23 protein-coding genes are annotated in these 25,613 nt (G+C 70.0%); 8 read left to right on the forward strand and 15 right to left on the reverse strand.

Annotated features, from left to right (window positions below; translation table 11 throughout):
- Positions 1-55: 55 nt before the first annotated feature.
- Positions 56-1,180, reverse strand: a complete 1,125-nt coding sequence (locus T398_RS11310) for a baeRF2 domain-containing protein (RefSeq protein WP_496446453.1) — start codon at positions 1,178-1,180, stop codon at positions 56-58.
- A 137-nt stretch (positions 1,181-1,317) separates the two neighbouring features.
- On the opposite strand from T398_RS11310, the gene T398_RS11315 reads away from it, so the two are divergent.
- The gene (locus T398_RS11315) at positions 1,318-1,866 is read left to right on the forward strand and encodes a hypothetical protein (protein ID WP_496446455.1); all 549 of its coding nucleotides are present in this window, start codon (positions 1,318-1,320) and stop codon (positions 1,864-1,866) included.
- 163 nt (positions 1,867-2,029) lie between these two features.
- Positions 2,030-3,508, forward strand: coding sequence for a glutamate-cysteine ligase family protein (locus tag T398_RS11320; protein ID WP_496446457.1), 1,479 nt, complete (start codon positions 2,030-2,032; stop codon positions 3,506-3,508).
- 82 nt (positions 3,509-3,590) lie between these two features.
- On the opposite strand, the gene T398_RS11325 is transcribed toward T398_RS11320, so the two are convergent.
- Complete coding sequence (locus T398_RS11325) at positions 3,591-4,028, reverse strand: DUF6069 family protein (protein WP_496446459.1); 438 nt, start codon at positions 4,026-4,028, stop codon at positions 3,591-3,593.
- A gap of 109 nt (positions 4,029-4,137) precedes the next feature.
- Here T398_RS11325 and T398_RS11330 point away from each other — a divergent pair, with 109 nt between their 5' ends.
- Both T398_RS11330 and T398_RS11335 read left to right on the forward strand, forming a co-directional pair.
- Entirely contained in the window at positions 4,138-4,668 is a 531-nt protein-coding gene (locus tag T398_RS11330) for a MarR family winged helix-turn-helix transcriptional regulator (protein WP_496446460.1), read from the forward strand.
- 121 nt (positions 4,669-4,789) lie between these two features.
- The gene (locus T398_RS11335) at positions 4,790-5,644 is read left to right on the forward strand and encodes a TrmH family RNA methyltransferase (protein ID WP_496446462.1); all 855 of its coding nucleotides are present in this window, start codon (positions 4,790-4,792) and stop codon (positions 5,642-5,644) included.
- 411 nt (positions 5,645-6,055) lie between these two features.
- Here T398_RS11335 and T398_RS11340 read toward each other — a convergent pair whose 3' ends face one another.
- The 8 genes from T398_RS11340 to T398_RS11375 form a co-directional block, all read right to left on the reverse strand.
- Positions 6,056-7,339: a citrate synthase gene (locus T398_RS11340; RefSeq protein ID WP_496446464.1), complete on the reverse strand. Its 1,284-nt coding sequence runs from the start codon at positions 7,337-7,339 to the stop codon at positions 6,056-6,058.
- A gap of 402 nt (positions 7,340-7,741) precedes the next feature.
- Positions 7,742-9,826, reverse strand: a complete 2,085-nt coding sequence (locus T398_RS11345; protein ID WP_496446466.1) for a sulfatase-like hydrolase/transferase — start codon at positions 9,824-9,826, stop codon at positions 7,742-7,744.
- A complete protein-coding gene (locus T398_RS11350; protein WP_496446468.1) occupies positions 9,819-11,231 on the reverse strand; it encodes a class I SAM-dependent methyltransferase in 1,413 nt (470 codons plus the stop codon). The genes T398_RS11345 and T398_RS11350 overlap by 8 nt, the downstream gene beginning before the upstream one ends.
- A 5-nt stretch (positions 11,232-11,236) precedes the next feature.
- Positions 11,237-11,386 carry a hypothetical protein gene (locus T398_RS11355; protein ID WP_018725141.1) on the reverse strand — a complete coding sequence of 50 codons (150 nt, stop codon included), beginning with the start codon at positions 11,384-11,386 and terminating at the stop codon, positions 11,237-11,239.
- Between the two features lie 163 nt (positions 11,387-11,549).
- On the reverse strand, positions 11,550-12,782 hold the full coding sequence (locus tag T398_RS11360; protein ID WP_496446470.1) for a bifunctional glycosyltransferase family 2/GtrA family protein: 1,233 nt from the start codon (positions 12,780-12,782) through the stop codon (positions 11,550-11,552).
- On the reverse strand, positions 12,779-14,926 hold the full coding sequence (locus T398_RS11365; protein WP_496446471.1) for an ArnT family glycosyltransferase: 2,148 nt from the start codon (positions 14,924-14,926) through the stop codon (positions 12,779-12,781). Before T398_RS11365 ends, T398_RS11360 begins: the two co-directional genes overlap by 4 nt.
- 45 nt (positions 14,927-14,971) lie before the next feature.
- Positions 14,972-16,405 (reverse strand): sensor histidine kinase, encoded by a 1,434-nt coding sequence (locus T398_RS11370; protein WP_496446630.1) that lies wholly within the window; start codon positions 16,403-16,405, stop codon positions 14,972-14,974.
- A gap of 22 nt (positions 16,406-16,427) precedes the next feature.
- The gene (locus T398_RS11375; protein ID WP_018725145.1) at positions 16,428-17,174 is read right to left on the reverse strand and encodes a response regulator transcription factor; all 747 of its coding nucleotides are present in this window, start codon (positions 17,172-17,174) and stop codon (positions 16,428-16,430) included.
- 206 nt (positions 17,175-17,380) lie between these two features.
- Between T398_RS11375 and T398_RS11380 the strand changes: the two genes are divergently transcribed.
- Positions 17,381-17,809, forward strand: a complete 429-nt coding sequence (locus tag T398_RS11380; protein WP_018219925.1) for an OsmC family protein — start codon at positions 17,381-17,383, stop codon at positions 17,807-17,809.
- A 306-nt stretch (positions 17,810-18,115) separates the two neighbouring features.
- The gene (locus T398_RS11385; protein WP_496446474.1) at positions 18,116-18,961 is read left to right on the forward strand and encodes a hypothetical protein; all 846 of its coding nucleotides are present in this window, start codon (positions 18,116-18,118) and stop codon (positions 18,959-18,961) included.
- Positions 18,962-19,050: 89 nt separating this feature from the next.
- On the opposite strand, the gene T398_RS11390 is transcribed toward T398_RS11385, so the two are convergent.
- Entirely contained in the window at positions 19,051-19,536 is a 486-nt protein-coding gene (locus T398_RS11390; protein ID WP_496446476.1) for an ATPase, read from the reverse strand.
- A 212-nt stretch (positions 19,537-19,748) separates the two neighbouring features.
- Positions 19,749-20,054, reverse strand: a complete 306-nt coding sequence (locus tag T398_RS11395; protein ID WP_496446477.1) for a hypothetical protein — start codon at positions 20,052-20,054, stop codon at positions 19,749-19,751.
- Positions 20,055-20,249: 195 nt separating this feature from the next.
- Here T398_RS11395 and T398_RS11400 point away from each other — a divergent pair, with 195 nt between their 5' ends.
- Complete coding sequence (locus T398_RS11400) at positions 20,250-21,227, forward strand: hypothetical protein (protein ID WP_496446479.1); 978 nt, start codon at positions 20,250-20,252, stop codon at positions 21,225-21,227.
- Positions 21,228-21,310: 83 nt separating this feature from the next.
- Here T398_RS11400 and T398_RS11405 read toward each other — a convergent pair whose 3' ends face one another.
- Positions 21,311-22,612: an NAD(P)/FAD-dependent oxidoreductase gene (locus T398_RS11405; RefSeq protein ID WP_496446480.1), complete on the reverse strand. Its 1,302-nt coding sequence runs from the start codon at positions 22,610-22,612 to the stop codon at positions 21,311-21,313.
- 83 nt (positions 22,613-22,695) lie between these two features.
- On the reverse strand, positions 22,696-23,709 hold the full coding sequence (locus tag T398_RS11410) for a TerC/Alx family metal homeostasis membrane protein (protein ID WP_496446481.1): 1,014 nt from the start codon (positions 23,707-23,709) through the stop codon (positions 22,696-22,698).
- 249 nt (positions 23,710-23,958) lie between these two features.
- Here T398_RS11410 and T398_RS11415 point away from each other — a divergent pair, with 249 nt between their 5' ends.
- Positions 23,959-25,125: a CaiB/BaiF CoA transferase family protein gene (locus T398_RS11415; protein ID WP_496446482.1), complete on the forward strand. Its 1,167-nt coding sequence runs from the start codon at positions 23,959-23,961 to the stop codon at positions 25,123-25,125.
- Between the two features lie 30 nt (positions 25,126-25,155).
- Here T398_RS11415 and T398_RS11420 read toward each other — a convergent pair whose 3' ends face one another.
- Positions 25,156-25,566 carry a DUF2267 domain-containing protein gene (locus tag T398_RS11420; protein ID WP_496446483.1) on the reverse strand — a complete coding sequence of 137 codons (411 nt, stop codon included), beginning with the start codon at positions 25,564-25,566 and terminating at the stop codon, positions 25,156-25,158.
- Positions 25,567-25,613 lie beyond the last annotated feature (47 nt).

A 25,613-nucleotide genomic window follows, 5' to 3' on the forward strand; every position in this document is an offset into this window, starting at 1 on the left:
CATCCCTTACTCATCGGGATTAACCCGGTAACCCCGTCGGGTGCAGGGCGGGACCTCAGGCGCCGTCCCGCCCCGGCGTGGCCGCATCGACGTACCGGAGTACCGCACCCACCCCGCCGGTCAGCTCCGGCGCCTCCTCGGGGCCGAGAACGGTCAACTCCGCGTCAGTCCCCACCAACGCCCGCACCAGGGCCGCGTCGGCGCGTACCTGCTCCGGGTCCCGGACCGCCATGGCAGACAGCTGCTCAGGATCGGTGGCGAGCTGGGTGGGATCCGACCCAACCCACAACTCTCCCGTCGCCGACGGGTCGTCCACGAGAAGCAGGTTCTCGACCTGGTCTCGCTGCAGCGCGGAGACCACCGCATCCAGCCCGGAACCGACCTCCTCCTGCTGGCCAAACCGGTCCAGGGCAGTGCTGACCCGCTGGTCGGCCACCTCGGCGATGGCCTGCACGGTCAGGTCATCCAACTGGGTGTGGTCGGCGCCGTCGGCCCGCTTGCCGGCATCGGTACGGACCAGCACCTCCTGCCAACGCTCCGGCAACTGCGCGGCGATCACACCGGTGGCCCGCACATCTCCGGACACCACCACCACGTCGGCGCGCACCTTCTCCGCCAGCTCCGCGGCGGCGGCGGCGACATCCCCCGCGTTGCGGTGCCAGGCCTCCACCGCAGCCCGCTGATAGCGGGACTGGGACCAACCGCCCGGCCGCACGCGACGTAGTTGGTAGTCCTGCCGGCCCTGCACCTGGGCGTGCCGGGGCACACCCCCCGCGCTGACCGCCATCGCCTCCGCTCCGGTCCGGTCGGCGATCACCCGCACCCAGGCCACCTGCTCACCCCGCTGGGCCAGCAGCGGCATCACGTGCGGCAACGACGCAAACGTGGCGAGGTCTCGCAGCGGCGGGGCGGACAGGTACTCCGACAGGGCCACCCGACCGTGACTGGCGAAGACCGCGATGCCGTAGTCACCCGGCATCGGATCATGCCCCCGAACCACCCGATCGATCGCCCCGATCGACGCCGGGTCGGCCCCTTGCTCCTGAAGTCGGTCCCGGAGCGCGCGCCAACGCAGATCCAGCGCGGCGTGGGCATCCTCGGTGTCGGCGGAGGCATCCAGGTAAACCGAACACCACGGGCCCGGTCGATCATAGAGCGGGCGCAGGAAGGACAGCTGCATGCGCGACCCCTTTCCAGCTCGACCTTGCGGTTACCCGTGCCGGCCGATTTGTCACCTGACCCGCGCCACGTGACCGACGTTCATTCCCCCCATTCACCCACACCGGCCGATACCATCGGGGAACAGATCAACCCTGGGTGGTGGCGATGGACAGCGACCTACATGCCCCACGGATCACGCATCCGACGGCGCGCATCGTCACCGGACGAATCGTCCGGTTACTCGAGGGCTACCCGCGTGCGGTACGGGTGGGCCAGCCGGTGCTGGTGGCGGTGCTCGTGGCAGCCGGCGTGGTCAGAATGCTGATGGCCCTGCTCCAGCAGCTCGCGGCGGCCGATTCCGGCCGCGGTCGGCGCACCTTCAAGGAGCTCCGAAACGGGCCGGAATTCCTGGTTACCCCCGTCCGCCTGCGGGACTCCGCCGGACGGCTGTGCGAGGTCGAGCTACACGGACACCTGCCGCAGAGCGCCCTGCACCCGGCCGACCGCGTGCAACTCACCCTACGCCGCCAGCGCGACGCCGAGCTTCCGCCGAAGATCGAGCGGATCGTCAACCTCACCACCGGACAGTCACTCACCCCGCGTACGGCCACGCTCTGGTCGCATCTCGGGCCGCCGCTCCTGCTCCAGGCCAGCCTGGGCCTACTGCTGCTGGCCGCGGTGGCCGCCGGTGCCAGCCTGCTCTGAACCGGCCCGGTAGCCGCGCGGTCCGCACGGCGGCGGGCACTCCCCACCGGATCGGCGGGCAGCTATTGCGACCCACCGGGTGGGTGGGAGAAACCAACAGGTCTACCGCTATTGGACGCACTGTGCGAATGTCAGGGGGACCAGCGGTGACAGGGCGGTAACCATGGGCGAAATCGGTAGCGTGCGGACCTTCGACCGTGCGGATCGAGCCCGATATCGCGAAAAGCTCCGCCGCTGCCTCCGGGTCTTCGCCGAGCTGCTACCGGACTCCCGGTTCGACGTGGATCGGCCGACGACCGGGCTGGAGATCGAGCTCAACCTGATCGACGACGAGTCGCGGCCCACGATGCGCAACGCCGCCGTGCTGGCCGCGGTAGCCGACCCGGACTTCCAGACCGAGCTGGGTCAGTTCAACCTGGAGATCAACGTAACTCCGCTGCGGCTCGCCGGCACCGGGATATTGGAGTTCGAGCAGACGCTGCGGGAGCGACTCAACGCCGCCGACACCCAGGCCCACACCACCGGCGCCCGTCTCGTCATGATCGGCATCTTGCCAACGCTCCGGTCGGAACACCTCACCTCGGCCGCGCTCTCCGCGAACCCCCGCTACGAACTACTCAACGAGCAGATCTTCGCCGCTCGGGGCGAAGATCTGCGAATCGTCATCAACGGCGTGGAGCGACTGACGACCACCGCGGACACCATCACTCCAGAGGCGGCCTGCACCAGCGCTCAGTTCCACCTCCAGGTCAGCCCCGCCCAGTTCGGCGACTACTGGAACGCGGCGCAGGCGATTGCCGGCGTCCAGGTGGCGCTTGGTGCCAACGCACCGCTGCTCTTCGGCCGGGAACTGTGGCGGGAGACGCGAATCCCGCTGTTCGAACAGGCGACCGACACTCGCGCGGAGGAGATCAAGGCACAGGGCGTCCGCCCCCGGGTGTGGTTCGGGGAACGCTGGATCAGCACCGTCTTCGACCTCTTCGACGAAAACGTCCGCTACTTCCCCGCGCTGCTGCCCGTCTGCGACCCGGAGGACCCAGTCGAGGCGATCGCGACTGGTGCCGTGCCGCAACTGGGCGAGCTACGCCTGCACAACGGCACCATCTACCGGTGGAACCGGCCGAGATATGACGTCCTGGCGGGCCGGCCGCGGCTGCGGCTGGAGAACCGGGTGCTACCGGCCGGACCCACCGTGGTGGACACCATCGCCAACGGGGCGTTCTTCTTCGGCCTCGTCCGCGCGCTGGCCGAGAGCGACCGACCGCTGTGGTCGCAGATGTCATTCAACGCCGCCGAGGAGAACTTCACCACCTGCGCCCGACACGGCATCGACGCGCAGGTCTTCTGGCCGGGCCTCGGCTACCTACCGGTCACCGAGTTGGTGCTCCGCCGGCTACTGCCGCTGGCCCACCACGGGCTGGACCGCTGGGGAATGGACCCAACCGAGCGGGATCGGCTGCTCGGCATCATCGAGCAGCGCTGCCTCACCGGCCGAAACGGGGCGAGCTGGCAGGTCGCCACCCTGAACCGGCTGGAGTCCGCCGACCGCCTGGGCCGGCCCGAGGCGCTGCGCGAGGTGCTCCGCCACTACGTGGACCTGATGCACAGCAACCGACCTGCCCACGAGTGGCCCATTCCCTGACCCGCCGGTCGATGCGGATTACCGGCGATGCGACTGTCGGCGCCGGCCGCAGCTGACCGCGAGAGGTGGGGACACGGCGAGGTCAACGGGTCGGAGAGGTGCGGCGCAACACGGGAATGAGGACCGCCGCGACAGTGGTGTGCATCAGCGCCAGGGTGATCCGGGAGCCGGTGGGAATGCCGGTGCCGAGCAGCGGGCCGCCGTAGGAGATGACCAATACACTCAGGGCGATCACCGTCCAGGCCGTACGAGCCGCTCGGGTGAGTCGCTCCAGTACCGCCAGGAGGGCCCAGCCCGCCAGCGACGTGAACAGGGACATGAAGACGACGGCGCCGAGTGGGACCGCCTCCAGTTCGGTGCTGCCCGGACCACTGGTGGCCTGGAGCTCAACGCCCAGGACCAGGACCGCGATGGTCCAGATGACAAGGTTGACGAGGACGATTCCGGCCACCGCCCAGAGCCGCCGCCCACGGTTCCTCGCGGGCTCCGGTACGGGCTGGGAATGAGTTCCGGTCTCCATCAAGCTTCCTTCCGTCGTTGACCGCCCGGGTCAAAAGTATGCTTCAAGCAACTAGCTGCAAAGAGCAGAGACTTGCTACCCGCAGCCGCGAAAGTAGTAAGGTGTGGAGATGTCAGCGACCGAACCGATCCCCCGGCCGGCAGTCGAGGAACCCGACCCGGTACTGGTCGCTATCGAACGGGCCATGATCAAAATTCGTCGCCGGCAGACCCAACGAGTACTGGGCCAGATCGCCACAAAAGACGAGCCACAGGTCGACCTGAACCAGATTGCTGCGGTCGACGCTGTCGCGGAAGGGCCCGACGAGACGCAGGAGGGCGTCACGGTTGGCGTGGTGGCCGAACGGCTCGGCATCGACCCGTCCCGGGCCAGCCGAGTGGTGGCGGCGACCATCCAGAACGGCTACCTACGCCGGCTCGCCGCCCAGCACGACGGCCGCCGGAGCTGCCTGGAGATCACCGACCAGGGGGCCGCCGCGCTCGAACAGACGCACCGGGCCCGGCACACGCTCTATGAACGCCTCCTCGCCGACTGGACGGTCCAGGACCGACGCGACCTGGCCCGGCTCCTGACCAGGTTCACCGCCTCGATCGCAGCGGACGAATCCGTCCCCGCGGCGCCGATGACCAACCACACCTGAACGGCCCGACGCGCTTCAGCCTTGGCCGGCAGAGATCACGACCGCTGCACTGTCGCAGCACCCCGCCTTACCGCCGGGCACTGCCGGCCAGCGGTAGGCGCAGCAAGGAGGCACTGAACACGTGGCGAGAACAATCAGGGTCAGCACCCGGAACGCGACCTTCCAGCAGTGGCAGGCCCTGCTGACCAATCGCACCAAACGCCAGCGCGCGGGGGAGTTCCTGGTCCAGGGGGTCCGGCCCATCACCCTCGCCGTCGAGCACGGTTGGCAGGTCCGGGCACTGCTGTATCCCGCCGGGCAGAGCCTCTCCCGATGGAGTCGAGACCTGCTGGACCGGATCAGCGGGGCCAGCCCGGTCGCGGTGTCACCGGAGCTGTTGGGTGAGCTCGGGGGCAAGGACGAGGAGCCACCGGAGTTACTCGCGGTGGTAGGGCTCCCCGAGGACCGACTGCAGCGCATACCCCACTCGGCCAACATGCTGGTGCTGGCCTTCGACCGACCGACCGCTCCCGGCAACATCGGTTCGCTGGTGCGCTCCGCGGACGCGTTCGGAGCCGCCGGCGTGGTCATCACCGGGCACGCGGCCGACCCCTACGACCCCAAGGCCGTGCGCGCGAGCACTGGTTCGATGTTCACCGTGCCCACGGTCCGCGTGCCGAGCCATCGTTCGGTGCTGGACTGGGCCGACTCGCTGCGCGCTACGCGCATCCCCATCGAGATCGTCGGCACTGACGAAGGCGGCGCGGTGGAGATCGCCACGCACGACCTCACCGGCCCAAAAATCATCGCGGTGGGGAACGAGACGCGCGGACTCAGCACGGCCTGGCGGCAGTCCTGCGACCGTACGGTCCGGATCCCGATCACCGGCGCCGCCAGCTCCCTGAACGCCGCCGCCGCGGCGACCGTGGTGTTGTACGAGGCCGCACGGCAACGGTCAGCGTCGGCCACCGGCGTGGTTACTCAAGTACGGCCGTAGCGGCGGCCGAAGAGGTACGCCACCAGCAGCTTTCGTGCTGCCGCAGGGGCTGACCCCCGCCGTCCTGCCAGCGGATGTCACCTCCGCCGGGGCGGGAAGTGGAGCGAGACCAAGCAGCCGTTGGGCTCTACTGAGGAGAGTACGTGGCCGTGTCGGTACGGCCGCGCAAGAAGGCGGCCCGCCGGTGCGGACGGCCGATGATCAACCAACGCCACCCACGAAACCAGCAGGAGAGCCCGATTAGCACACGTAGCCGGGCAGTCACGCCAGTACGGGCAGCACCTCCGCTGGGCCCTCCGCCGAATCCGCGGGTGTCGGGTATGCCCGACACCCGCAGACAGCCGGCAGTCATCGGTACCAACCAGGGGTCAACGACTGCCGGCTGGGTGAGTTAGCGAGAGTTCGCTCCGCTCAGCGCTGCTCGAGGCTGACGTAGTCGCGCTGGGCGGCACCGGTGTAGACCTGCCGCGGCCGGCCGATCTTCGTCTCCGGGTCCTTGATCATCTCACGCCACTGGGCGATCCAGCCGGGGAGCCGCCCCAGGGCGAACAGCACCGTGAACATCTTCGTCGGGAAGCCCATGGCCTTGTAGATCAGGCCGGTGTAGAAGTCCACGTTCGGGTAGAGCCGGCGGGAGACGAAGAAGTCGTCGGCGAGCGCGATCTCCTCCAGCTCCATCGCGAGGTCCAGCATCGGGTCTGAGATGGACATCCGACCGAGCACGTCCTGGGCGGCCTTCTTCACGATGGCGGCCCGCGGGTCGTAGTTCTTGTAGACCCGGTGGCCGAAGCCCATCAGCTTCGTGCCGGCCTGCCGGTCCTTGACCCGCCGCACGAAGGAACGGACATCGCCGCCGTCGGCCTGGATCGTCTCCAGCATCTCCAACACGGACTGGTTCGCACCGCCGTGCAACGGACCGAACAGCGCGTTCACACCGGCCGAGACCGAGGCGAAGAGGTTGGCGTTGCTGGAACCCACCAGCCGTACGGTCGAGGTGGAGCAGTTCTGCTCGTGGTCGGCGTGCAGGATGAACAGCATGTCCAGCACCCGAGCCATCACCGGGTCGACCTCGTACGGCTCGGCCGGCACGCCGAAGGTCATCCGGAGGAAGTTCTCCACGTAGCCCAGGGAGTTCTCCGGGTACAGCAGCGGCTGCCCGATCGACTTCTTGTAGGCGTACGAGGCGATGGTCGGCACCTTCGCCATCAGCCGGACCGTCGACATCTCCACATGCTCGTCGTCGAACGGATCGAGGCTGTCCTGGTAGAAGGTGGAGATGGCGCTGACGGCCGAGGAGAGCACCGCCATCGGGTGCGCATCCCGGGGGAAGCCGTCGAAGAACCGACGCATCTCCTCGTGCAGCAACGAGTGCCGCCGGATCCGCTCGGTGAACTCGGTCAGCTGCTGCGGGGTGGGCAGCTCACCATAGGCCAACAGGTACGAGACCTCCAGGAAGGAGGACTTCTCCGCCAGCTGCTCAATCGGGTAACCACGGTAACGCAGGATCCCCGCGTCGCCGTCGATGTAGGTGATCGCGGACGAGCAGGCGGCGGTGTTCACGAAGCCAGGATCATAGGTCGTCATCCCGGTCTGCTTGAGCAGCTGGCTGACCCCGATGCCGGCGGGACCCTCGATCGCCGCGTTCACCGGCATCGACAGTTGCCCACCGGGGTGATCGAGCTTGACTTCCGTCATGTGCGTCCTCGCTTCGCCGACAGATCTTCTTCGTTGAATTTCCTTCGCTTTACCGTATTCGTGCTTCCCAGGACACCGCCCGCGGTGGTTCGCCGGTGAGGGATGCGTCACCCATTTCCCGGCCGACCGGCCCAGGAAACGCCGACCGGGTCTACCACCCCAGGCCGAGGAGTCAGCCGAGGCAGGACAGGACGGAACGACACCACCGGACGGTAAATATCGGCGAAAATCGCCGCAGAACACAATAAACAGCCTGCGACCGGCCGGACGGAGCAGGCTGGACCAGCCAAACGCTGGCGACCGCAGCCAGCAGAACGCGGCCGCGGCCACCGGCCAGCGACCAGCGACCAGCGGCCAGCGACCAGCGACCAGCGACCAGCGACCAGCGACCAGCGACCAGGGTCAGGAGAGCGCGAGCCGGGTCAGCGTGCCATCGGGGGCGACGAGGAAGAGATCAAGCTGGTTGGTTCCCGGCTGAAAAAACCGATCATCATCGATCAGGGCGGCGAACCGGCGCCCGCCCTCGTCCCGGCCAACCACCGGAACCACGACGGCGACCCGGTCGTTGATGGCCACCGCCAGCGGGGTGCCATCGGGGACCTCGTCGGGCAGGTCACCCCAGACCAACGCGGGTAGCAGGCCCTGGTCCGGATCCACCTCCCGGAAGGCAGCCAGGTTCTCGACCTGGGCCGCCCCCGCCGTCGGCTGATCCGGCACCGTACTGCCGATCAGCGGATGCGGCGCGGCAGGCGGCACGACGGTGGGTACGCCCCCGCCGATCGGGATCGGCTGGGCGGGCCGGTCATAGAAGACCTTACTCGCCTGCGCCCGGGGCGCCTCCCGCGCCGACAAACCGTCCACCGCCCAGGGCAGCCGGATCGCCGCCTCGTCGGCGAGGGTGGGCAGCAGATCGACATGCTGCCAGTCCCGGTCGTCGACCCGGCCGACGCGTTGCCCGGGATACTTGACAAACAGCGGCACCCAGGCCACCTCGTCGGCGGCGACCTCGATCGCGCCCATCCCCCGCCCCGGCGCTCCCTCGGTGAAGCTCACCCCGTGGTCGGCGGTGACCACCAGCAGGGCGTCGTCGTAGAGTCCGGTGGCGCGCAGCGTCCGCAGGGTCTCGCCGATCAGCCGGTCGGTGTAGCCGAGCTGGGCCAGGTGGCGCTGACGGGCCAACTCCGCCCAACCCTCCCCGTCGTTCGGGAAGTCCTCCGGCGCCGCATAGCGCGCCCCCGAGGGCAGATACGCCCATGGCGAATGCGGCATCAGCAGGTGCAGGAAGTGCAGGGTGGGCCGGTCAGACGGCCGGAGCCCGGCGAGGAAGCTACTGAACCGCGCCGGTTGGTTGTCGCTCAACCGGTCCCAGCGAAACGTCGGATCCTCCGGGATCGGCTCGGCCGCGTCGAGGCCAGCCTCAGCGGCGGTCTGCTCCCGGTAGGAGTCCGCCGGGTCAACCCGGCTCTCTGTTGGCGCGGATATTCGGGCCAGCAACTTCGCGCTCTCCCGAGCCAGTACCCCCATCCCCCGCTCCCGACCCAGCGGCGTCTCACAGCGGCTGGGCGGGCAGAGGCGGGCGATACTCTCCTCAGCGCGGACGTCGTAAAGGCCGCCGAAGGCGGTGAACAGGTTGTCCGGGTGGTGCGAATAGTGGGGAGCCGCCCCGGTGGCCGGATAGCGGCCGGTCAACATCGCCGGCAACGCGTACGGCGTCCAACCGCTGACCCCGGTCGCGTTCCGGTACCAGGTGGAGCCGGCGGCCAGCTCCGCGAAGTGCGGGAACCGGTCCGCGTCGACCTGCCCGTCCGGGTCGAGCAGGGAGACCAGGGGCAGCTCGTCCAAGACCAGGAGAACCACCGGCGGGTGGCCACCAGCGCGTGCCAGCCCGACGGTGCCGCCGTCCCAGCGCGGCAACACCACCGCCGAAGTGGGCGACACGAGCAGGAACAGCGCGACGAAGACCACTGGCCCGAGCGCCGCGACCCGAAGCACGCGGGCCGGGGCCCGCCACCGCCGGTAGGCCACCGTCGCCGCCGCCGCGAGGACCACCGCCAGCAGCAACAGCAGTACGCCCCGCAAAGGTGTGGTGTGCCGTCCAACCTGTACGGCCAGCGCGGTGAGCAGTACCCCCACGAGCAGCGTCTGGGTCCACTCCCGGGTGGCATGGCCGGCGAGCCGCGACGTCGCCGCGAGCGCGCCGACCGCGAGGGTCGGCACGACCGCAACCAACACGACCAGTTGTACGATCTCGCCACGGCTGGCCCGGTGGAAGAGGAAGAAGTCCGGGCTCTGGCCGAGCACATCCAACAACGGCTGAGTAACCGCGAGCCCGAGCAGGGCGGCGAGCTCGAGCAGCCGGACCCCCTCCGCTCTCCAGCCCCGCCGCGGCGCACCGTCGGGGTCCCCCGCTGCGCCGGCTCGTCGATCAGCGGCGCCGTCAACGTCCTCGGGTCGATCCGGTGTGGGCGCGACGTCCGGGTCAGCCACTCAGGACCACCCGGTAGAGGGTCCGGCTACCCGAGGGCAGCCGAAGGCGTTCCTCAAGGTGACCACGGGCAGCGAGTAGCCGCTCGAACTCGTCCCGGTGGTAGTGGGGGAAGGTGTCCTGTGGTTTGTTGGCCAGCAGCCGACGGGCCATCGGATCCTCCGGGTGCACGAACTCCACCACCAGCCGGGTGCCGGGCCGACCGAAACCGGCCAACCACGCGACCACCTCCGGCAGCGGGACGTTCCGCCCCACCGCGAGGTGGTGCACCACCGCCAGGGCGAGGACGACATCAGCCCGCGCCCGATCACCGAAGGAGGCCCGCTCGATCCCCCGCCAGCCGCCGCCGGGTGACGGGTCGGCCAGATCCATCACCAACGGCAGGATCCGCTGCTCCCCCTCGGCCCGCAGCTCCCGGTACAGCCGGTCAACCACGCCCGGATCCTGTTCGACGGCGACAACGTACTCGGCGTGACGCGCGGCCAGGCGGGCGTACCGGCCATCGTTGGTCCCGAGGTCGAGCGCCAGCCGGGTCGGGGGCCCGGCAGTCAGCGAAGCGGCGACGAAGCGCTCCTTGGCGGCCCGGTCCTCGGTGGTGTACCCGCAGGTGCGCTGGTAGTCAATCCAGTGGCTGGCGGGCGGCGACCGGTCCAGCCGGCGGACGAGGCGTTGCAGACCGCGTACCGTGGCGACGGCGAGGTCACGGGAGTAGCCGGCCTCGCGCAGCTGGTTGCGGACGTCGGCCGTACTGGATCGGGCGTTGCGTCGCTGCATCGCGTCGTGCAGGTGGACGTGGGTGAGCACGCCGGGGCGGAACCGGCGACGGCCGGTGAACAGACGACGAATCTGGTCCGCCTCGATGCCGTCAACCTGGGCCCGCAGCAGCGGCTGGAAGTCCAGCCCCAGGTGGGCACTGAGGAGCAACGGGTAGAGCAGGGTCTGGCAGAACTGGCGGTAGCCGGCCCAGGGTTCGCCGTCTCGAATCGGGGTGAACGAGCCGATATCGATGAAGACCGGCTCCGCGCCACGCCACTGCAGGTTGTACGCCGAGCCGTCCTTGGTGGTGAAGCCCTCCGGCAGAGCCGCCTGGAGGATGTCCAGGTGCAGCAGGGCGGCGTCCCGCAGCATGCCGTGGGACCATTCGTACGGGTGGGAGACGAATGGGATGCGTTCGTGCCGGAGCACCGCGGACCAGCCCGGCGGGGCCGGGCCGGTCTCCACGGTATCGCAGACCTTACCCTCAGCAAGCAGTGCCGCGAAGAAGTCGCTGCCGGCGAGGGCCCGCCAGTCGGTGGCGGCCCGCTCGTCCAACCCACGCAGCACGTCGTCGCCGCGGTGGAAGACCCGATTCGCGGGGTCCCGGAAGGACGCTGGCTCGGCCCGCAGGTCGGGATACGCAGATGCCATGCCGGTCAGTTCCGGTCGGTGGGCTGCTTGCGGAACCGGTCCACCAAGCGTCGCCAGTAGAGCTTGCCGGCGACCGCGACACCCGCTGCCCCGCCAACCACCGCCTGCACGATCAGGCTGCCCGATCCCGCGTCCAGGTAGGCCAGATGATCCACTGGCTACTCCTTCCGATCTCGCCCCTCGGCCCACCAATCCGGGCGCACCGGGAGGTGCTCCAATACGCTGAGGATGTATTCGGACACAGTACGCGCATGCAGGCCGCAATGCGGGTCATAACCACGCCAGCATTCTGATTTGGTGGCGATTCAGCCCCAACCTTCAGCCACCCCGCCGGTGGTGCATGGAATAGCGGAGCAGCACGAACCGCAACACCGTGGCGGCCAGGTTCGCGACGACCAGCACCGCCAACTCCATCGCCCGCGTCGGAGCCGCCACCACGGCGGGTAGCAACGCGAGCGAACCACTGGTCAGCGCCAGGCCGAGCCCGAAGACCACCAGGCCTTGCAGGTGGTGCCGACCGGCGTGCCACCGACCGGTGATCCCGAAGGTCAGTCGCCGATTCGCCGCGGTGTTGGCTACCGCGGTGACCAGCAGCGACAACAGGTTCGCCGGTTGGGCGCCCAGGACGCCGCGGGTGGCGACGTACAACAGCAGATAGGCCACCGTGCTGGCCACCCCGACCAGGGCGAACCGGCCCAGCTGTCGGGGCAGCCCCACCGGCACTCGTGCCGGTGGGGCCGCGAGTGGGGTCCGTCCGAACCGCTCACGCAGCTGCCGCAGCGGCAGCGCGCCGGTGAACAGGGCCCCTCCCAGCCGGCCGATGCCACGCAGGTCGGCCAGCGCGGTCACCAACACATCCACCCGACTGTCCGGATCATCCACCCAGTCCACCGGAACCTCGTGGATGCGTAGGCCAGCCCGCTGGGCCAGCACCAGCAACTCGGTGTCGAAAAACCACCCGGTGTCTCGGACCAACGGCAGCAGCTGCGCCGCCACGTCAGCCCGGATCGCCTTGAAGCCGCACTGGGCATCGGAGAATCGAACGGCGAGGGTGCCCCGCAGCAATAGGTTGTACCCCCGCGAGATCACCTCCCGTTTCGTACCCCGGACCACCCGTGAGGTACGGGCAAGCCGGGTGCCGATGGCCAGGTCCGAGTGGCCGGAAATGAGCGGCGCGACCAGCGGCAGCAGCGCCGCCAGATCAGTAGACAAGTCCACATCCATGTAGACGAGCACCGGCGCGGGTGAGGCCGACCAGGCGGCCCGAAGCGCCCGCCCACGCCCCTTGGCCGCCAGATGTAGCACCTCGACACCGGCCAGGTCGGCGGCGAGCGACCGGGCTACGTCCAGCGTGCCGTCAACGCTGGCGTTGTCCGCGATCGTGATCCGGAACGGATACGGGACATTCGCGCGTAGGTGTGCGTGCAGCCGCCGCACGCACGGCCCGAGGTCGGTCTCCTCGTTGTAGACGGGAATCACCACGTCCAGGATGGGCGCCGTGGCGACCGGCTGGATCCACTCGGTAGCACGGACTTCGGTTGTATCGATCATGCTTCCGCTCCCTCCCTGCTCAGGTCGTAGATGGTGATTCCGTCCACGGTTCGCGCCTCGAACGTCTCCGCCACCCAGGTGGCGATCTCGGAGGAGGCGGAGCTGCCGCCGTTGGCGCCCCGGAAGCCACCCCCGCCGATGAACCAATGGATCTCTCCGGCAGTGACGTACCGCTGGAACTCGGCGACGGTCGGGGAGGGATCGGTGCCGTTGAAACCACCCACGGGCAGCACCGGATCGCCGGTGGCCAGCTGGTAGCCGGCAGCGTTGTTCGCACCCACCGTGGCCGCGACCCAGGCGTAGCTGTCGCTGTCGAGCTCAAGGAGCTCGCGCAGTTGCGCACTGGGAACTCGGGCACCCAGCAGCCCGCCGGCACCGCCCGGCTGGCCGAGCTGGTTTGGCCCACCGGGTTGACCGGGTTGGCCCGACCCACTCGGCCCACCAGACCCACCGGGCTGAGCGGGCTGACCGGGTTGGCGGTTGTCGAGCGCCGTGCCGGGTTGCCGATCCGGCCCCTGCGGCAGCTGCCCGGTCCCGGGAGGCTGGCCACCGGCGGCACCGGGGCCATCCCCGGCGCCGTCAGACCGGGCGCCGACCGCGCGAGTCAGCTCCGGTCCCGCGGTGGGAACCCCGCCGTTGTGCGCCGTCGCGGCGGCGTGTAGCGAGTAGGCCACCGGCCCGGCGAGGGCCGCCGCGACGCCCAGCGCAAGCCCCGCCGCCCCAACTGATCGGGGCAGCCGAGCAGAGAGCACCAACAGCGCCGCTGCCGCGAGGCCACCCACCAGAACCGTGGTACGCAACCCCGGATACCAGTCCGGGCTACGGGCCAGCAGCAGCCAGGACCATCCCGCGGTGCCGGCCAGTGTCCCGGCCAGGATGGCGGTGGCGGCGTGCGACCGCCGGCGCCAGGCAGCGCCGGGCGGCGCGGACCGCACCCGCCACAGGAGCGTGACACCGATCCCGACCAGGGCACCGACCGCCGGTGCCAGGGCCACCGTGTAGTACTCGTGGAAGATCCCGGACATGAAGCTGAAGATCGCCCCGGTGACCAGCAACCAGCCGCCCCAGAGCAGCAGCCCGGCGCGGGTCCGGTCGGTTCGCGGAGCCCGACCGGCCACCAGCAGACCGGCGGCCAGCAGGATCAACGCGGCGGGCAACAGCCAGGCGATCTGCCCGCCAACCTGGTCGTCGAACATGCGCAGCAGGCCGGTCCCGGCACCGAAGCCCCCTCCGCCGGGCCGCCCCACACTGCCCTCCTCGCGGCCGGTGATGCGACCGAGCCCGTTGTAGCCAAGGGCCAGCTCGAGGACACTGTTGGTCTGCGAGCCGCCGACATACGGGCGAGCACTGGAAGGGACCAACTCGACGATGGCCACCCACCACCCCGCCGACAGCACGACCGCGAGGCCGGCCAGCAGGGTCTGGCGGATCCGCCGGCCGAGCCCGGTCGGCGCTGCCAGCACGTAGACCCCGGCGAGCACCGGTACCACCAAAAACGCCTGCAGCATCTTCGTGAGGAAGCCGAACCCGACCAGCAGGCCGGCGAGTACGAGCCATCGAGTGGCGGCCGTCTCGACCGCCCGTACGGTGGCGTAGGCGGCGGCGACCAGCAGCAGCACCAGCAACGCGTCCGGGTTGTTGAACCGGAACATCAGCGTGGCCACCGGCGTGACGGCGAGGACCGCGCCAGCGATCAACCCGGCGGCCGGGCCGTGCCAACGCCGGACCGCGGCGTAGAGCACCGCGACCGCGGCCACCCCGCACAGTGCCTGCGGCAGCAGCACCGCCCAGCTGTTCAGGCCGAACAGCCGCACCGAGAGCGCCATCAGCCACAGCGCGGCGGGCGTCTTGTCAACGGTGATGGAGTTGGCGGCATCGAACGAGCCGTAGAAGAAGGCGGTCCAGTTCTGCGCGCCGGCCTGTGCCGCCGCCGCGTAGTAGGCGTTCGCCCAGCCGGAGACGTCGAGCCCCCACAGGTAGAGCCCGGCGGCACCGAGCAGTAGCCCGCCGAGGCAGGGGCGGGCCCAGCGGGCCGACCGACGTGGCGTGGAGGTCGGCGCCGCCTCCGGTTCTACCCGCGGTGTCCGGGCGAAGCCTGCCGACGGGGCGGCACGGGACCCGTAGGTCGTCTCGGTTCTGTCCATGGCGGGAAGCCTGGCCGTCCGGGCTGCACGGCCCCCATGGGTCCGCTATGTCTCCGCTGTGGAATTCGGCAGTCGCACGGTGAACACGGTGCGACCGGGCCGGCTGCGCACCGAGACGGTTCCATGGTGGGCGTCGACCACCGCGGCGACGATGGCGAGCCCCAGCCCGGTACTGCCCTGCGACCGGGACCGCGAGCTGTCCGCGCGCGCGAAGCGCTCGAAGACCTCTGGTTGTAGCTCCGCCGGTATGCCGGGGCCGTCGTCGGCGACCCGGAGCACCGCCGCGTCGGGCTCAACAGCGAGGCTGGTGGTGACAGTGGTACCGGCCGGCGTGTGTACCCGGGCGTTGGTCAGGAGGTTGGCCACCACCTGGTGCAGCCGGGCCGCGTCACCGGGCACGGCGATCTGCTGCTCGGGCAGGTCCAACTGCCAGCGGTGCTCGGATCCGGCGACGTGCGCGTCACTGACGGCGTCCACGACCAGCACGGAGAGGTCCACCGCCGCGACCGCGAGCGGGCGGCCCGAGTCGAGCCGGGCGAGCAGCAACAGATCCTCCACCAGGCCGGTCATCCGGGTGCTCTCGGACTCGACGCGGCGCAGGGCGTGCGCCACGTCGGGCGGCACCTGGTCCCGGCCTCGCCGGGCCACCTCCGCGTACCCCCGGATGGCCGCCAGCGGGGTACGCAGCTCGTGGCTCGCGTCGGCGACGAACTGACGCACCCGTGTCTCGCTGGCCTGCCGCGCGGCGAGCGCGGCGGCGACGTGCCCGAGCATTCGGTTGAGCGCGGCACCGACCTGGCCCACCTCGGTGCGGGTGTCGGTGTCGGCGCCCGGCACCCGCACCGGCAGCGTCACCGCGCCCCGGTCCAGCGGCAATTCGCTGACCTGGGTGGCCGTGGCGGCGACCCGCCGCAGCGGGCGCAGGGTGCGCCGGACCATCAGCGCGCCGGTGGTGCCGGCGACGATGAGCCCGGTGCCCGCGATGCCGGCCTGCGCGACGACCATCCACATCACCGTCTCCTGCACCTCGGCGAGGGGGAGGGCGAACGCGGTCACCCGGCCGTCCGGCCACTGCTTGGCGATGGCCCGGTACTCCCCCTGATCCAGATCCACCGTGCGCGGCTCGGCGCCCGGCACCAGGCCACCCAACGCCGCCACCGCCTCGGACGCGATGCTCTTCCCACCGTCCTCCCGGACCTCGGTCTGGATGCGGGCCTCGGTGACCCGGCCATCCTGCAGGTCCGCGATGACCGACCCCACTCCCATTCCGACCGGGATCTTCAGGTCCTGCCACTCGCGCCGCTGCTCGGGAGGGGGAAAGCTCTGTGGTCCGGCATCGGCCCGGAGTTGCCGGTCGATTCGGCTGGTCAGGAAGTCCCGTAACGCGACGGTGGTGATCCCACCGATGCCGACGCTAACCGCGGCCAGCAGGGAGACCAGGATGACCACCAGCCGGGTCCGCAGCGACCGACCGGCCACCCACCGCCGCCAACCCACCCCTTCAGTCGGCGGGCTTGAGCACATAGCCCGCCCCGCGCAGGGTGTGGATCATCGGCGCGCGGCCGACGTCGATCTTCTTGCGCAGGTACGAGATGTACAGCTCGACCACGTTGGCCTGACCTCCGAAGTCGTAGTTCCAGACGCGGTCCAGGATCTGCGCCTTGCTGAGCACCCGGCGCGGGTTGCGCATGAGATAACGCAGCAACTCGAACTCGGTGGCGGTCAATGTGATCAACTTTCCGCCCCGGCTCACCTCGTGGCTGTCCTCGTCGAGGGAGAGGTCGCCGACGGTGAGCACCGCCTCCTGCCGGGCGGCGATCGCGAAGCCGGAGCGGCGCAGCAGCGCTCGCAGGCGGGCGATCACCTCCTCCAGACTGAACGGCTTGGTCACGTAGTCATCGCCGCCGACGGTGAGGCCGGCGACCCGGTCCTCAACCGCGTCCCGCGCGGTCAGGAAGAGCACCGGCACGGTCGGAGCCACCTCGCGTAGGCGACGCAGCACCGCGAAGCCGTCCAGGTCGGGCAGCATCACGTCGAGCACCACCGCGTCCGGCTGGAACTGACGGGCCGTGCTCAGCGCCGCCATCCCATTGCCGGCGGTACGCACCTGCCAACCCTCGTAGCGCAGCGCCATCGACAGCAGGTCAGACAGGGTGGATTCGTCGTCAACGACCAGGACCCGCACGGGCTGGCCGTCGGGGCGGCGGAGGTCAACCCGGGCTGGTCCCACCTGCTCGTTGGTCATCATGGCCCTCATCCTGGATGCTCCCGCTGTAGGGCGGTTGTGCGCTTCCTGTGCCTCCGCTGTGCAGGCTACTCGGACGCTCCCGGCAGGGGCCGGAACGAAACGACGGGCCCAGCCGCCCCGCTCCCCGGAACTGCTCTTCCGTGCCCGGAGCACGGTTTCGCCGGCCGGACGCCGGGTAGCCCGGGGTGAGTGACGGGAGGAACACGATGTCCCAGCACAGCTCCTGGCTGAACGAGACAGCCACCGCCACGGCGGAGGGCGGGCACGTCCGCACCGAGGATGGTGGGCTCTCCACCGCCCTGGCATCCCCACTGGCTCCGCACTGCACCGGGCTGAGCCCGTCGCAGCTACTCGCTGCGGCCTTCGCCTCCTGCCTGCACCATGCCGCGGTGGAAGCGGCCGGTGAGATCACCGACGAGGCACACACGGTCCAGGTGCGGGCCGAGGCGAAGCTCGGCCGCGACGACGACGGCCGGTACCGGGCCGACGTGAACGCCTCCATCTCGTCGGCCGGACTGACCCGCCAACAGCTGGCTGACCTGGTGGAGCACGCTGACCGACTCTGGCCCTTCTCCACCGAGGACGCGAGCCGGCATCATCTGACGGTGGCGCTGACCGACAACGGCCGGCACTGAGCCAAGCCCACGGCGAACCGGAAAGCTATCGGGTCAGCACTCCGACCGACCGCTGAACAACCGAACGCCGGAGCTGCCGCCAGCTGTTCGGAGGAGGGGCTAGTCATGGAGCCGCCTACCCGGCAAGATCAGAAAATTGCGGCCTTTCCAGCCCCACTAAACGCCCATTTCCGATATTAGCGATAACTGAGGTTTGTGCGGCTTCCCTCGGGCCTCACCCACCCCATCCGAACTGTGCGGCAATTAGTGACGCACCCCACTGATCGGACCGATGGCAGCGAGCGATCTGCTTTCTAGCCTCGGCGGATGCACCCCAACGACGCCTTCACCGAGAAGACAACCCAGCACGGGTCGGCTACCCAGTCGACCGATGAAATCTCCACCGAACGGACGACCCAACCCGTCCGCACCTCCAGCCGTGGACTACGCACCCTGCTCGCGTCAACCCCGACCCGGGTCGCGCTCGCCGCCGGCCTCACCTGCTGCCTCGGCGCAGCCGCCTTCGTCGGGACGCGGCAGACTCCCGAGCAGCCGGAGCAAGCCGCGGTCGGCGAGGCGGCAGCGGAACGAGGCAACGCGGCGGAGCGCGCCGCGCGCTCCCTCCTTCGAGACGACGCACCCTCGACCAGCCCCAGCCCGACCGAAACCGCCACCCCGACCGAAACCGCCACCCCCACTGCGACTGCGCAGGAGACCACCTTCAGCGAGCCGGCACCGCCCCAACCGGTCGCCGGGCTGACCCAGACCCAGATGGACAACGCGAAGACAATCGTCGATACTGGGACCGAGATGAGCATCCCGCATCGTGGTTTGATCGTCGCCATCGCCACCGCGATGCAGGAGAGCACCCTGCTCAACTACGCCAACGCCGGCGTGCCGGAGTCACAGAACCACCCGCACGAGGCGGTTGGCTGGGACCACGATTCGGTCGGTCTGTTCCAGCAGCGCGCAAGCACCGGCTGGGGTAGCGTCGCCGAGCTGATGACCCCGACCTACGCCGCCGAGGCGTTTTACCAGGCACTCCTGCAGGTCCCCGGCTGGCAGGAGATGAGCGTCGCCTGGGCGGCCCAGTCTGTCCAGGTATCGGCCTTCCCCGACGCGTACGCCCAGCACGAGACCCGGGCGACCACAATCGTCCGCGCGCTGGTGTGACGGGATCCCGCCCTACTCAGCGGGCGAACCATTCCCAGCAGGCGCACCATCTCCAACGGGGGACTCTATCCCCAACGGGCGAATCGTCCTCAGTGGGCGGCTCGGCTCCACACCACGGCGGAGGCGGCGGTTGGCGTGTCGGTCGGCACCGCCTCCGCCGGGCCACCGAGAATCTCGTCAACCCGGACCGCCCGGCACCGTCGAGCGTGCAACGCCGCCTCAAGCTCCCGGCGGGCCTGCACCGCCTCGGTATAGGCCTGCTCGCGCACCCGTCGAGCCTCCTCCCGGGCGGAGTCGAATTCCAGTCGCGCCCGGAGCAGCAAATCGGTCACCTCCCGCTCAGCCGCTTCCCGGTCGGGTGGGCCAACGGGTCGCCGCGCCGCCGCGCCAAGGTCGAGCCGCTGGAGCACCCCACAGAGACCCGCCGCCTCCTCACGAATCTCGTCCCACTCCCGCCCGGCCCGCGCGGCCCCCTCCGCGCGTGCCGCTAACCGGCTCAACCGAACCCCGAGCTCATCCAGGCAGGAATCGACCTGCCGCTGGTCGTAACCGACGTCTACGACGGAGAACCTCATACTGTCGCCCCCAGACAGCTGGTACGTCTATCCCCACCGTCGATCCTCGGTGCCCGGGAGCCACCGCTGGGGACATTTGGGAAAAATATTCAACATTCGAACGACTCGGCGAGTTCCAACACCTCAGGTCGCCGCTACCGACCGGTCTGGCCGGACGCCACGGCCGGAGGAGCGGCACCGCTCCGCTCTCCATCGTCGATACCGCTGCCTCACTACACCGCTCGCAGGTCGGGGCCAGTTACCCGCCCCGGCACCACCGTTGCTGGCTCGGCATCCCCCGGCGCGCCCGAATCCGGAGTCTGGAAGAGGTAGCGGATAAACTCCCCGCCGGCCTCGTTGTCGTCCGCACCGGGCCACTGCCCGACGCAATCCACCCCGATCACCTCCCGGCCCGTGCCGTCGCTCTCCTCAAGCAGGACCCAAAGGCTGACCGGGTAGCACCGGGTGTCACCGGGCGCCAGACGCCAACGTGCGTACCAGCCGGGTCGGGCGGGGATGATCTCGACGATCCGCTTCATCACGACCTTCCCTTCCGCATACCTCGGAAGTCCACCGATCCACTGCGATCGTCCCGCTCAACCGGGTGAGCAACCATCACCCCGGCCGGATGAGGATCCCTCGTCGGCTCCGCGGCCAGGCCCGGGCCCGTTTCCTGCTTGCCGACGGTGGGAAGGCATCGATGACAGCAGGAACCGCAGTGGAGGAGTTGTCACATGCGCAAGCAGATGGAGGGCGACAACCAACGCCGCCGGGCGCTCGCCCGTCAGGCCCGGAGCCAGGGACAGCGGCCCAGCGGGACCGGGGCCAGCCTGGGCGCCACCAAGCAGTTGACCAGCCTTGACCAACGGCGGCGCAATGGACCCGCGCCGGCGGGACGCCACAAACCGACCAGCACCAACGGTGGACCCGCCCCACCTCCGGTCGGTACCCCGGAAAATTCACGGCCCATCCCGGACAGTGGCCCCACCAGTGCCACCACGATCAGCTACCAGGATCTGGTAACCGATGTCGGCCGGCGGTCCGGGGTCGACTTCCCCACCGCGAAGGTGGGCGCGACGGCGACAGTGCTGACCCTGGCCCGCACCCTGGGGGCGGCCGAACGCGGCCGGCTGCTCGCGGCCGTGCCGAGCCGGCTACACGACATCATCCCGGTGGACGGAATCGAGGACCGCCCCGACCTACCCGGCTTCCTCGCCGAGGTGGGGCGGCTCAGCGGCCGCACCCCGGAGCAGGCCCGATACCAGGCGGCGGCCACCCTCACCGCGCTGGCCGACCGAGATGCGGACCTGGTCGAGTCGCTGCACGTCCCGGAGGAGCTGCGGGACCTACTCGCCCCGCCCGAGCCCGGCGGCGGCGTGATCGGAGCGACGGCCGCAACCCCACCGCTCGACGAGGGGCAGCTACGCGCGGAGTTGGCCCGCCTCCCGTACTGGTCCGGGGACCGGCACGGGCTGTCCCGGACGGTCGAGCTGCCCACCGAGAACCTCGGCCGCGTGCTGGACCGACTCGACCAGTTCCGACGGCAGACCGGACGCGGACCCTCGATCGGTCAACCGGACCGCACCACCGCCGTGTTGACGGTGGCGACCTCCCGGCCCCGAAGGGCTCCCGAGGTGACCGGACCAGACGTTGACCTAGCCCACGCCGTGGACGACGCGATCGACGAGGTGGGGGCCGGGATGGCGGGCTAGCCCGGCGCCCGGTCGCGGGAAGGGGCCACCGCCAGAACCTGGTCGCACCACCTGGTGCTGGCGGGCCCTTTCCCTGCCCCTGCCTATCCCAGCTCGGCGGGCACCTCGGGGGAGTTGCTCTCCAGCGGAACCGAGTGGGCCGGCACCAGGCTCAACTGAACCGCCGGACGGGGCAGGGCCGCGTCCAGCAGCCAATCGGCGCCCACCCGGGCGCGATTGCCGGGCAGGTTTAGCAGGTGATATCCCCGGGTCACCACCTTGGCGGGCAGTCCGGCCAGCGGCACCTTCAACGGGTTCGCCGCCGCATCCCGACCCCCCAGGTCAACCACCCAGCCCAGGTCATGGTGCTGGTACGGCTTGCGGGTGCCCTGCCCGTACGAGGCGGCGATGTTGCGGGCGACCAGCTTGCCCTGCCGCTGGGCATGCTGGGCGGTCATCGCGCAGACCTGCCCGGGCTGGGCCAGGTCGGGCACGGCCGCGGCGTCGCCGCAGGCGTACACCTCCGGAAAGCCCGGCACGTTGAGGTACTCATCGGTCACCAGACGGCCCTTCTCGGTCCGCAGACCGAGCTGCTCGACGAACGGATCGGGGCGGACCCCGACACACCAGATGAGGGAGCAGGTGTGGATGAACTCCCCGTCGGTCAGCTTGACCCCGTCGGCGGTCGCGACCGCAACCGAGGTTCCCATCCGCACATCCACTCCCCGCTCCTCCAGGACCCGATGGGCGGTGTCGGACATCCGCCGGTCCAGCTCGGGTAGCACCCGCGGCGCCACGTCGAGCAGCATCCACCGGGGCCGAAGCTTCAGCCGAGACCGTTGCCCGACGAGCCGGTCGGTGAACAGCTGCCCATGGGCGGCCACCTCGGTGCCGGTGTAGCCGGCTCCCACCACCACGAAGGTGGCCCGCGCCCGTTGTTCGGCCGGGTCGGTGGCTTGTTCCGCGAGCTCAACCTGTCGCACCACGTGGTCGTGGAGGTAGAGCGCCTCTGGCAGGCCACGGAAGCCGTGCGCGTACTCGGTGACCCCGGGGATCGGCAGCAGCTTATTGACGCTACCGACGGCCAGCACCAGCCGGTCGTACGCGAGGCGGTTCCGCTCCCCCTCCGGCTGGGTGAAACCGACCCAACGGTTCCGCAGGTCAACATGGTCGGCTTCGCCGACCACGAGGCGGACCCCGTCGAGAGTTCCCGCCAGCGGCACCGAGATCCGGGACGGCTCAACGACACCGGCGGCGACCTCTGGTAGCAGCGGCAGGTACAGGAAGTAGTCGGTCGTGTTCAGCAGCACGATCTCGGCCTGGTCCCTGGCCAGCCGGCTGAGTGTCTTTGCCGCGTGGTACCCAGCGAAACCGGCCCCTACGATCACCACCCGAGGCTTCGTCATTCCACCGCCGTTCCCCGGGCAGGGCTGGACAAACCTTCCGGGGGTGCCCGGCGGCACCGCGCACCGATGGTGAACGCCCTCGGTCAGATGTGGCCCCGGCCTACGGTGCTGGCACCCGACCTGCTGGTACGGGTCGCGTACAGGCTGGTGAGCGTGACCGCCACGAGGACAACGAGAATCACTGCGAGGGATGCCAGGGTCGGAATCTGCGGCACCCCCGGCCAGACCCCGTGCGCCCAGTGCAGGCCCAACTTCACTCCGATGAACGCGAGGATGACCGCGAGTCCGTAGTTGAGGTGAACCAGCCGGCTGAGCGCGGCATGCAGGACGAAGTAGAGTGCCCGCAGCCCGAGCAGCGCGAAGGCGTTGGTGGCGAAGACCAGGTACGGATCTTCGGTGATGCCGTACACGGCGGGCACCGAATCGACGGCGAAGACCACATCGGTGGCGAGCACCGCGACGACCACCAGGGCCAGCGGGGTGAGGGTTCGCCTGCCAGCCAGGCGTACGACCATCTTCGTACCCTGATAGTTCTGGGTGACCGGCATGAACCTGCGCAGGAGCCGTACCGAGCGCATCCCGTTGATGTCGACCTCCTGCTCCTGGCCGGAGATCGCGTCGCGCAGCAGCTTCGCCGCGGTGGCGAGCAGGATGAGGGCGAAGAGCAGGAAGGCGAAGTCGAGCGTCTGCAGAGCAGCCGCGCCGAGTGCGATGAACACCGCGCGCAGCACCAGGGCACCGGTGATCCCGAACAGCAGGACCCGCTGGGCGAGCACCGGGGGCACCGCGAACGCGGCCAGCAGCAGCATGAAGACGAAGAGGTTGTCTACCGAGAGGGACTTCTCCACCAGGTAGCCGGTCAGGTATTCGACGCCCTGCTGCGAGCCGTAGCGGGACCAGAGCCAGGCGCCGAACGCCAGCGGCAGCGCGAGGTAGAACGCCGACCAGGCCAGCGCCTCCCGGAGCGAAACCTCGTGCGGCCGTCGGGTGATCAGAAAGTCGAGCACCAGCAGCACCACGATACCGGCGATGGTGACGCCCCACAGCGTCGGCGTACCGACCGACTGCAGCTCGACAGAAATGTACAAATCGGTCATGGAGCCTCCTCGAACACGATGTCATGCTCGAGGTCTCCTTCACCCACTTTCGTGGGCAACCATCCGAGGCAGGCTCCGGGGCCCGCCGTACTGACCGGAATGGCTCACGGGAAGTACTCCCCTCGTCGCGACCAAGGGTAGGGCAGTCCGGGTCCAAGCTGCCACACGGCACCCCGGCAACGGCACTCAGCTCCAACCAGCGCAGCCAGCCCCCTACCACCCGAACCCATCGGCGCTTATCGTGGCCCGATGACCGACAACGTACCGGCCGGCCCCCTAGCCGGGGTGCGGGCAATCGAGCTGGCCGGCATTGGGCCGGGGCCATTCGCCGCAATGATGCTGGCCGATCTGGGCGCCGAGGTGATCCGGGTGGACCGCGCGGCCGACGTGGACCAGACCGCTTTCGGCACCCCGCACCCCGATCTGCTGAACCGGGGACGGCGATCAATCGGCGTGGACCTGAAGTCACCCTCCGGCCGCGACGTGGCGCTCGCGCTGACCGCCGGCGCGGACGTGCTGATCGAGGGCTTCCGGCCCGGCGTGACCGAGCGACTTGGTCTCGGCCCGGCGGACTGCCACGCGGTGAACCCGCACCTCGTGTACGGGCGGATGACCGGCTGGGGGCAGCACGGTCCCGCCACACCGGAAGCCGGGCACGACATCACCTACCTGGCCCTGACCGGGGCGCTACACGGGATCGGGCGGGCCGGCGAGCGTCCGGTGCCGCCGCTGAACCTGCTCGGCGACTTCGGTGGCGGTGGGATGCTACTCGCCCTCGGCCTGATCAGCGCCCTGTACGCCGTACGCGGCGGCGCCACCGGCCAGGTGGTGGACGCCGCCATCGTGGACGGCGTCTCGGTGCTCAGCACCCAGATCCACGGCCTACGCCGCCTCGGCAGGTGGCAGGACCCACGCGGGGTGAACCTGCTCGACGGGGGCGCACCGTTCTACGACAGCTACGAGTGCGCCGACGGAAAGCACCTGGCGGTGGGCGCGCTGGAGCCCCGGTTCTACGACGAACTGGTCCAACGCACCGGCTTTCCGCTGCCCGGCGACACCGCGCTGGACCGCACCGACCCGGCGAACTGGCCGGCGTTGCGGGAGGCGTGGGCACGGTTGTTCCGTACCCGGACCCGGGACGAGTGGGCGGCGCTGTTCACCGGCTCGGACGCCTGCGTAGCCCCGGTTCTGGATTGGGCGGAGGCACCAGCGCACCCGCACCTGGCGGCACGGGACACCTTTGTGGAGCACCACGGGGTGACCCAGCCGGCGCCCGCACCCCGCTTCTCCGGTACCCCCACCGCCCTGCACCGTCCACCGCCGCACCCCGGCGAACACACGGACGAACTGCTGGCCGAGGCGGGCTTCGGAGCTGACCGCGTCGCCGATCTGCATGCCGCGGGCGCCGTCGCCTAGCCACCGAGGGTGCGGGGTCAGCACAGCGGATCAAGGCCGGCGCAGCGCCGAACCCGGCGCCAGCGCCGGCTCCACCAGTTCCCGGTAGTCGCGGGGCAGCTGCACCGCGACATCGTCGAACTCACCACCGCTGATCGCCTCCCGCAGCGTGCTGAAGACCGCTCGGATGACCCCGTGCGCAGTCGCTTCGTCAACGTGGGCGCGGGCTGCCACCCGGGTGACAAACTCCGCCGCCGCGAGCCGCTGCGCTGCCTCGTTCTCGGGCCCCGGCTTCAGCACCACCTGCAGTTGCGTCGGCAGCTGTACGGCCAGGTCCAGCACTTCCCCGCCGGTCAGCCGCTCGGCAAGGGTCGCCAGGACCGCCCGGGTCAGCTCCACCGCCTGTGCGGTAGAGGTGCCCGTCCGCTGCCCGACCTGGTCAACAAAGGTGTGATAATCCATGCTGTCCCTTCGGTCCGGCCGACCGGATACCCACCCGCGCCGCCCGG

The sequence above is a fragment of the Salinispora goodfellowii genome (assembly GCF_059570675.1).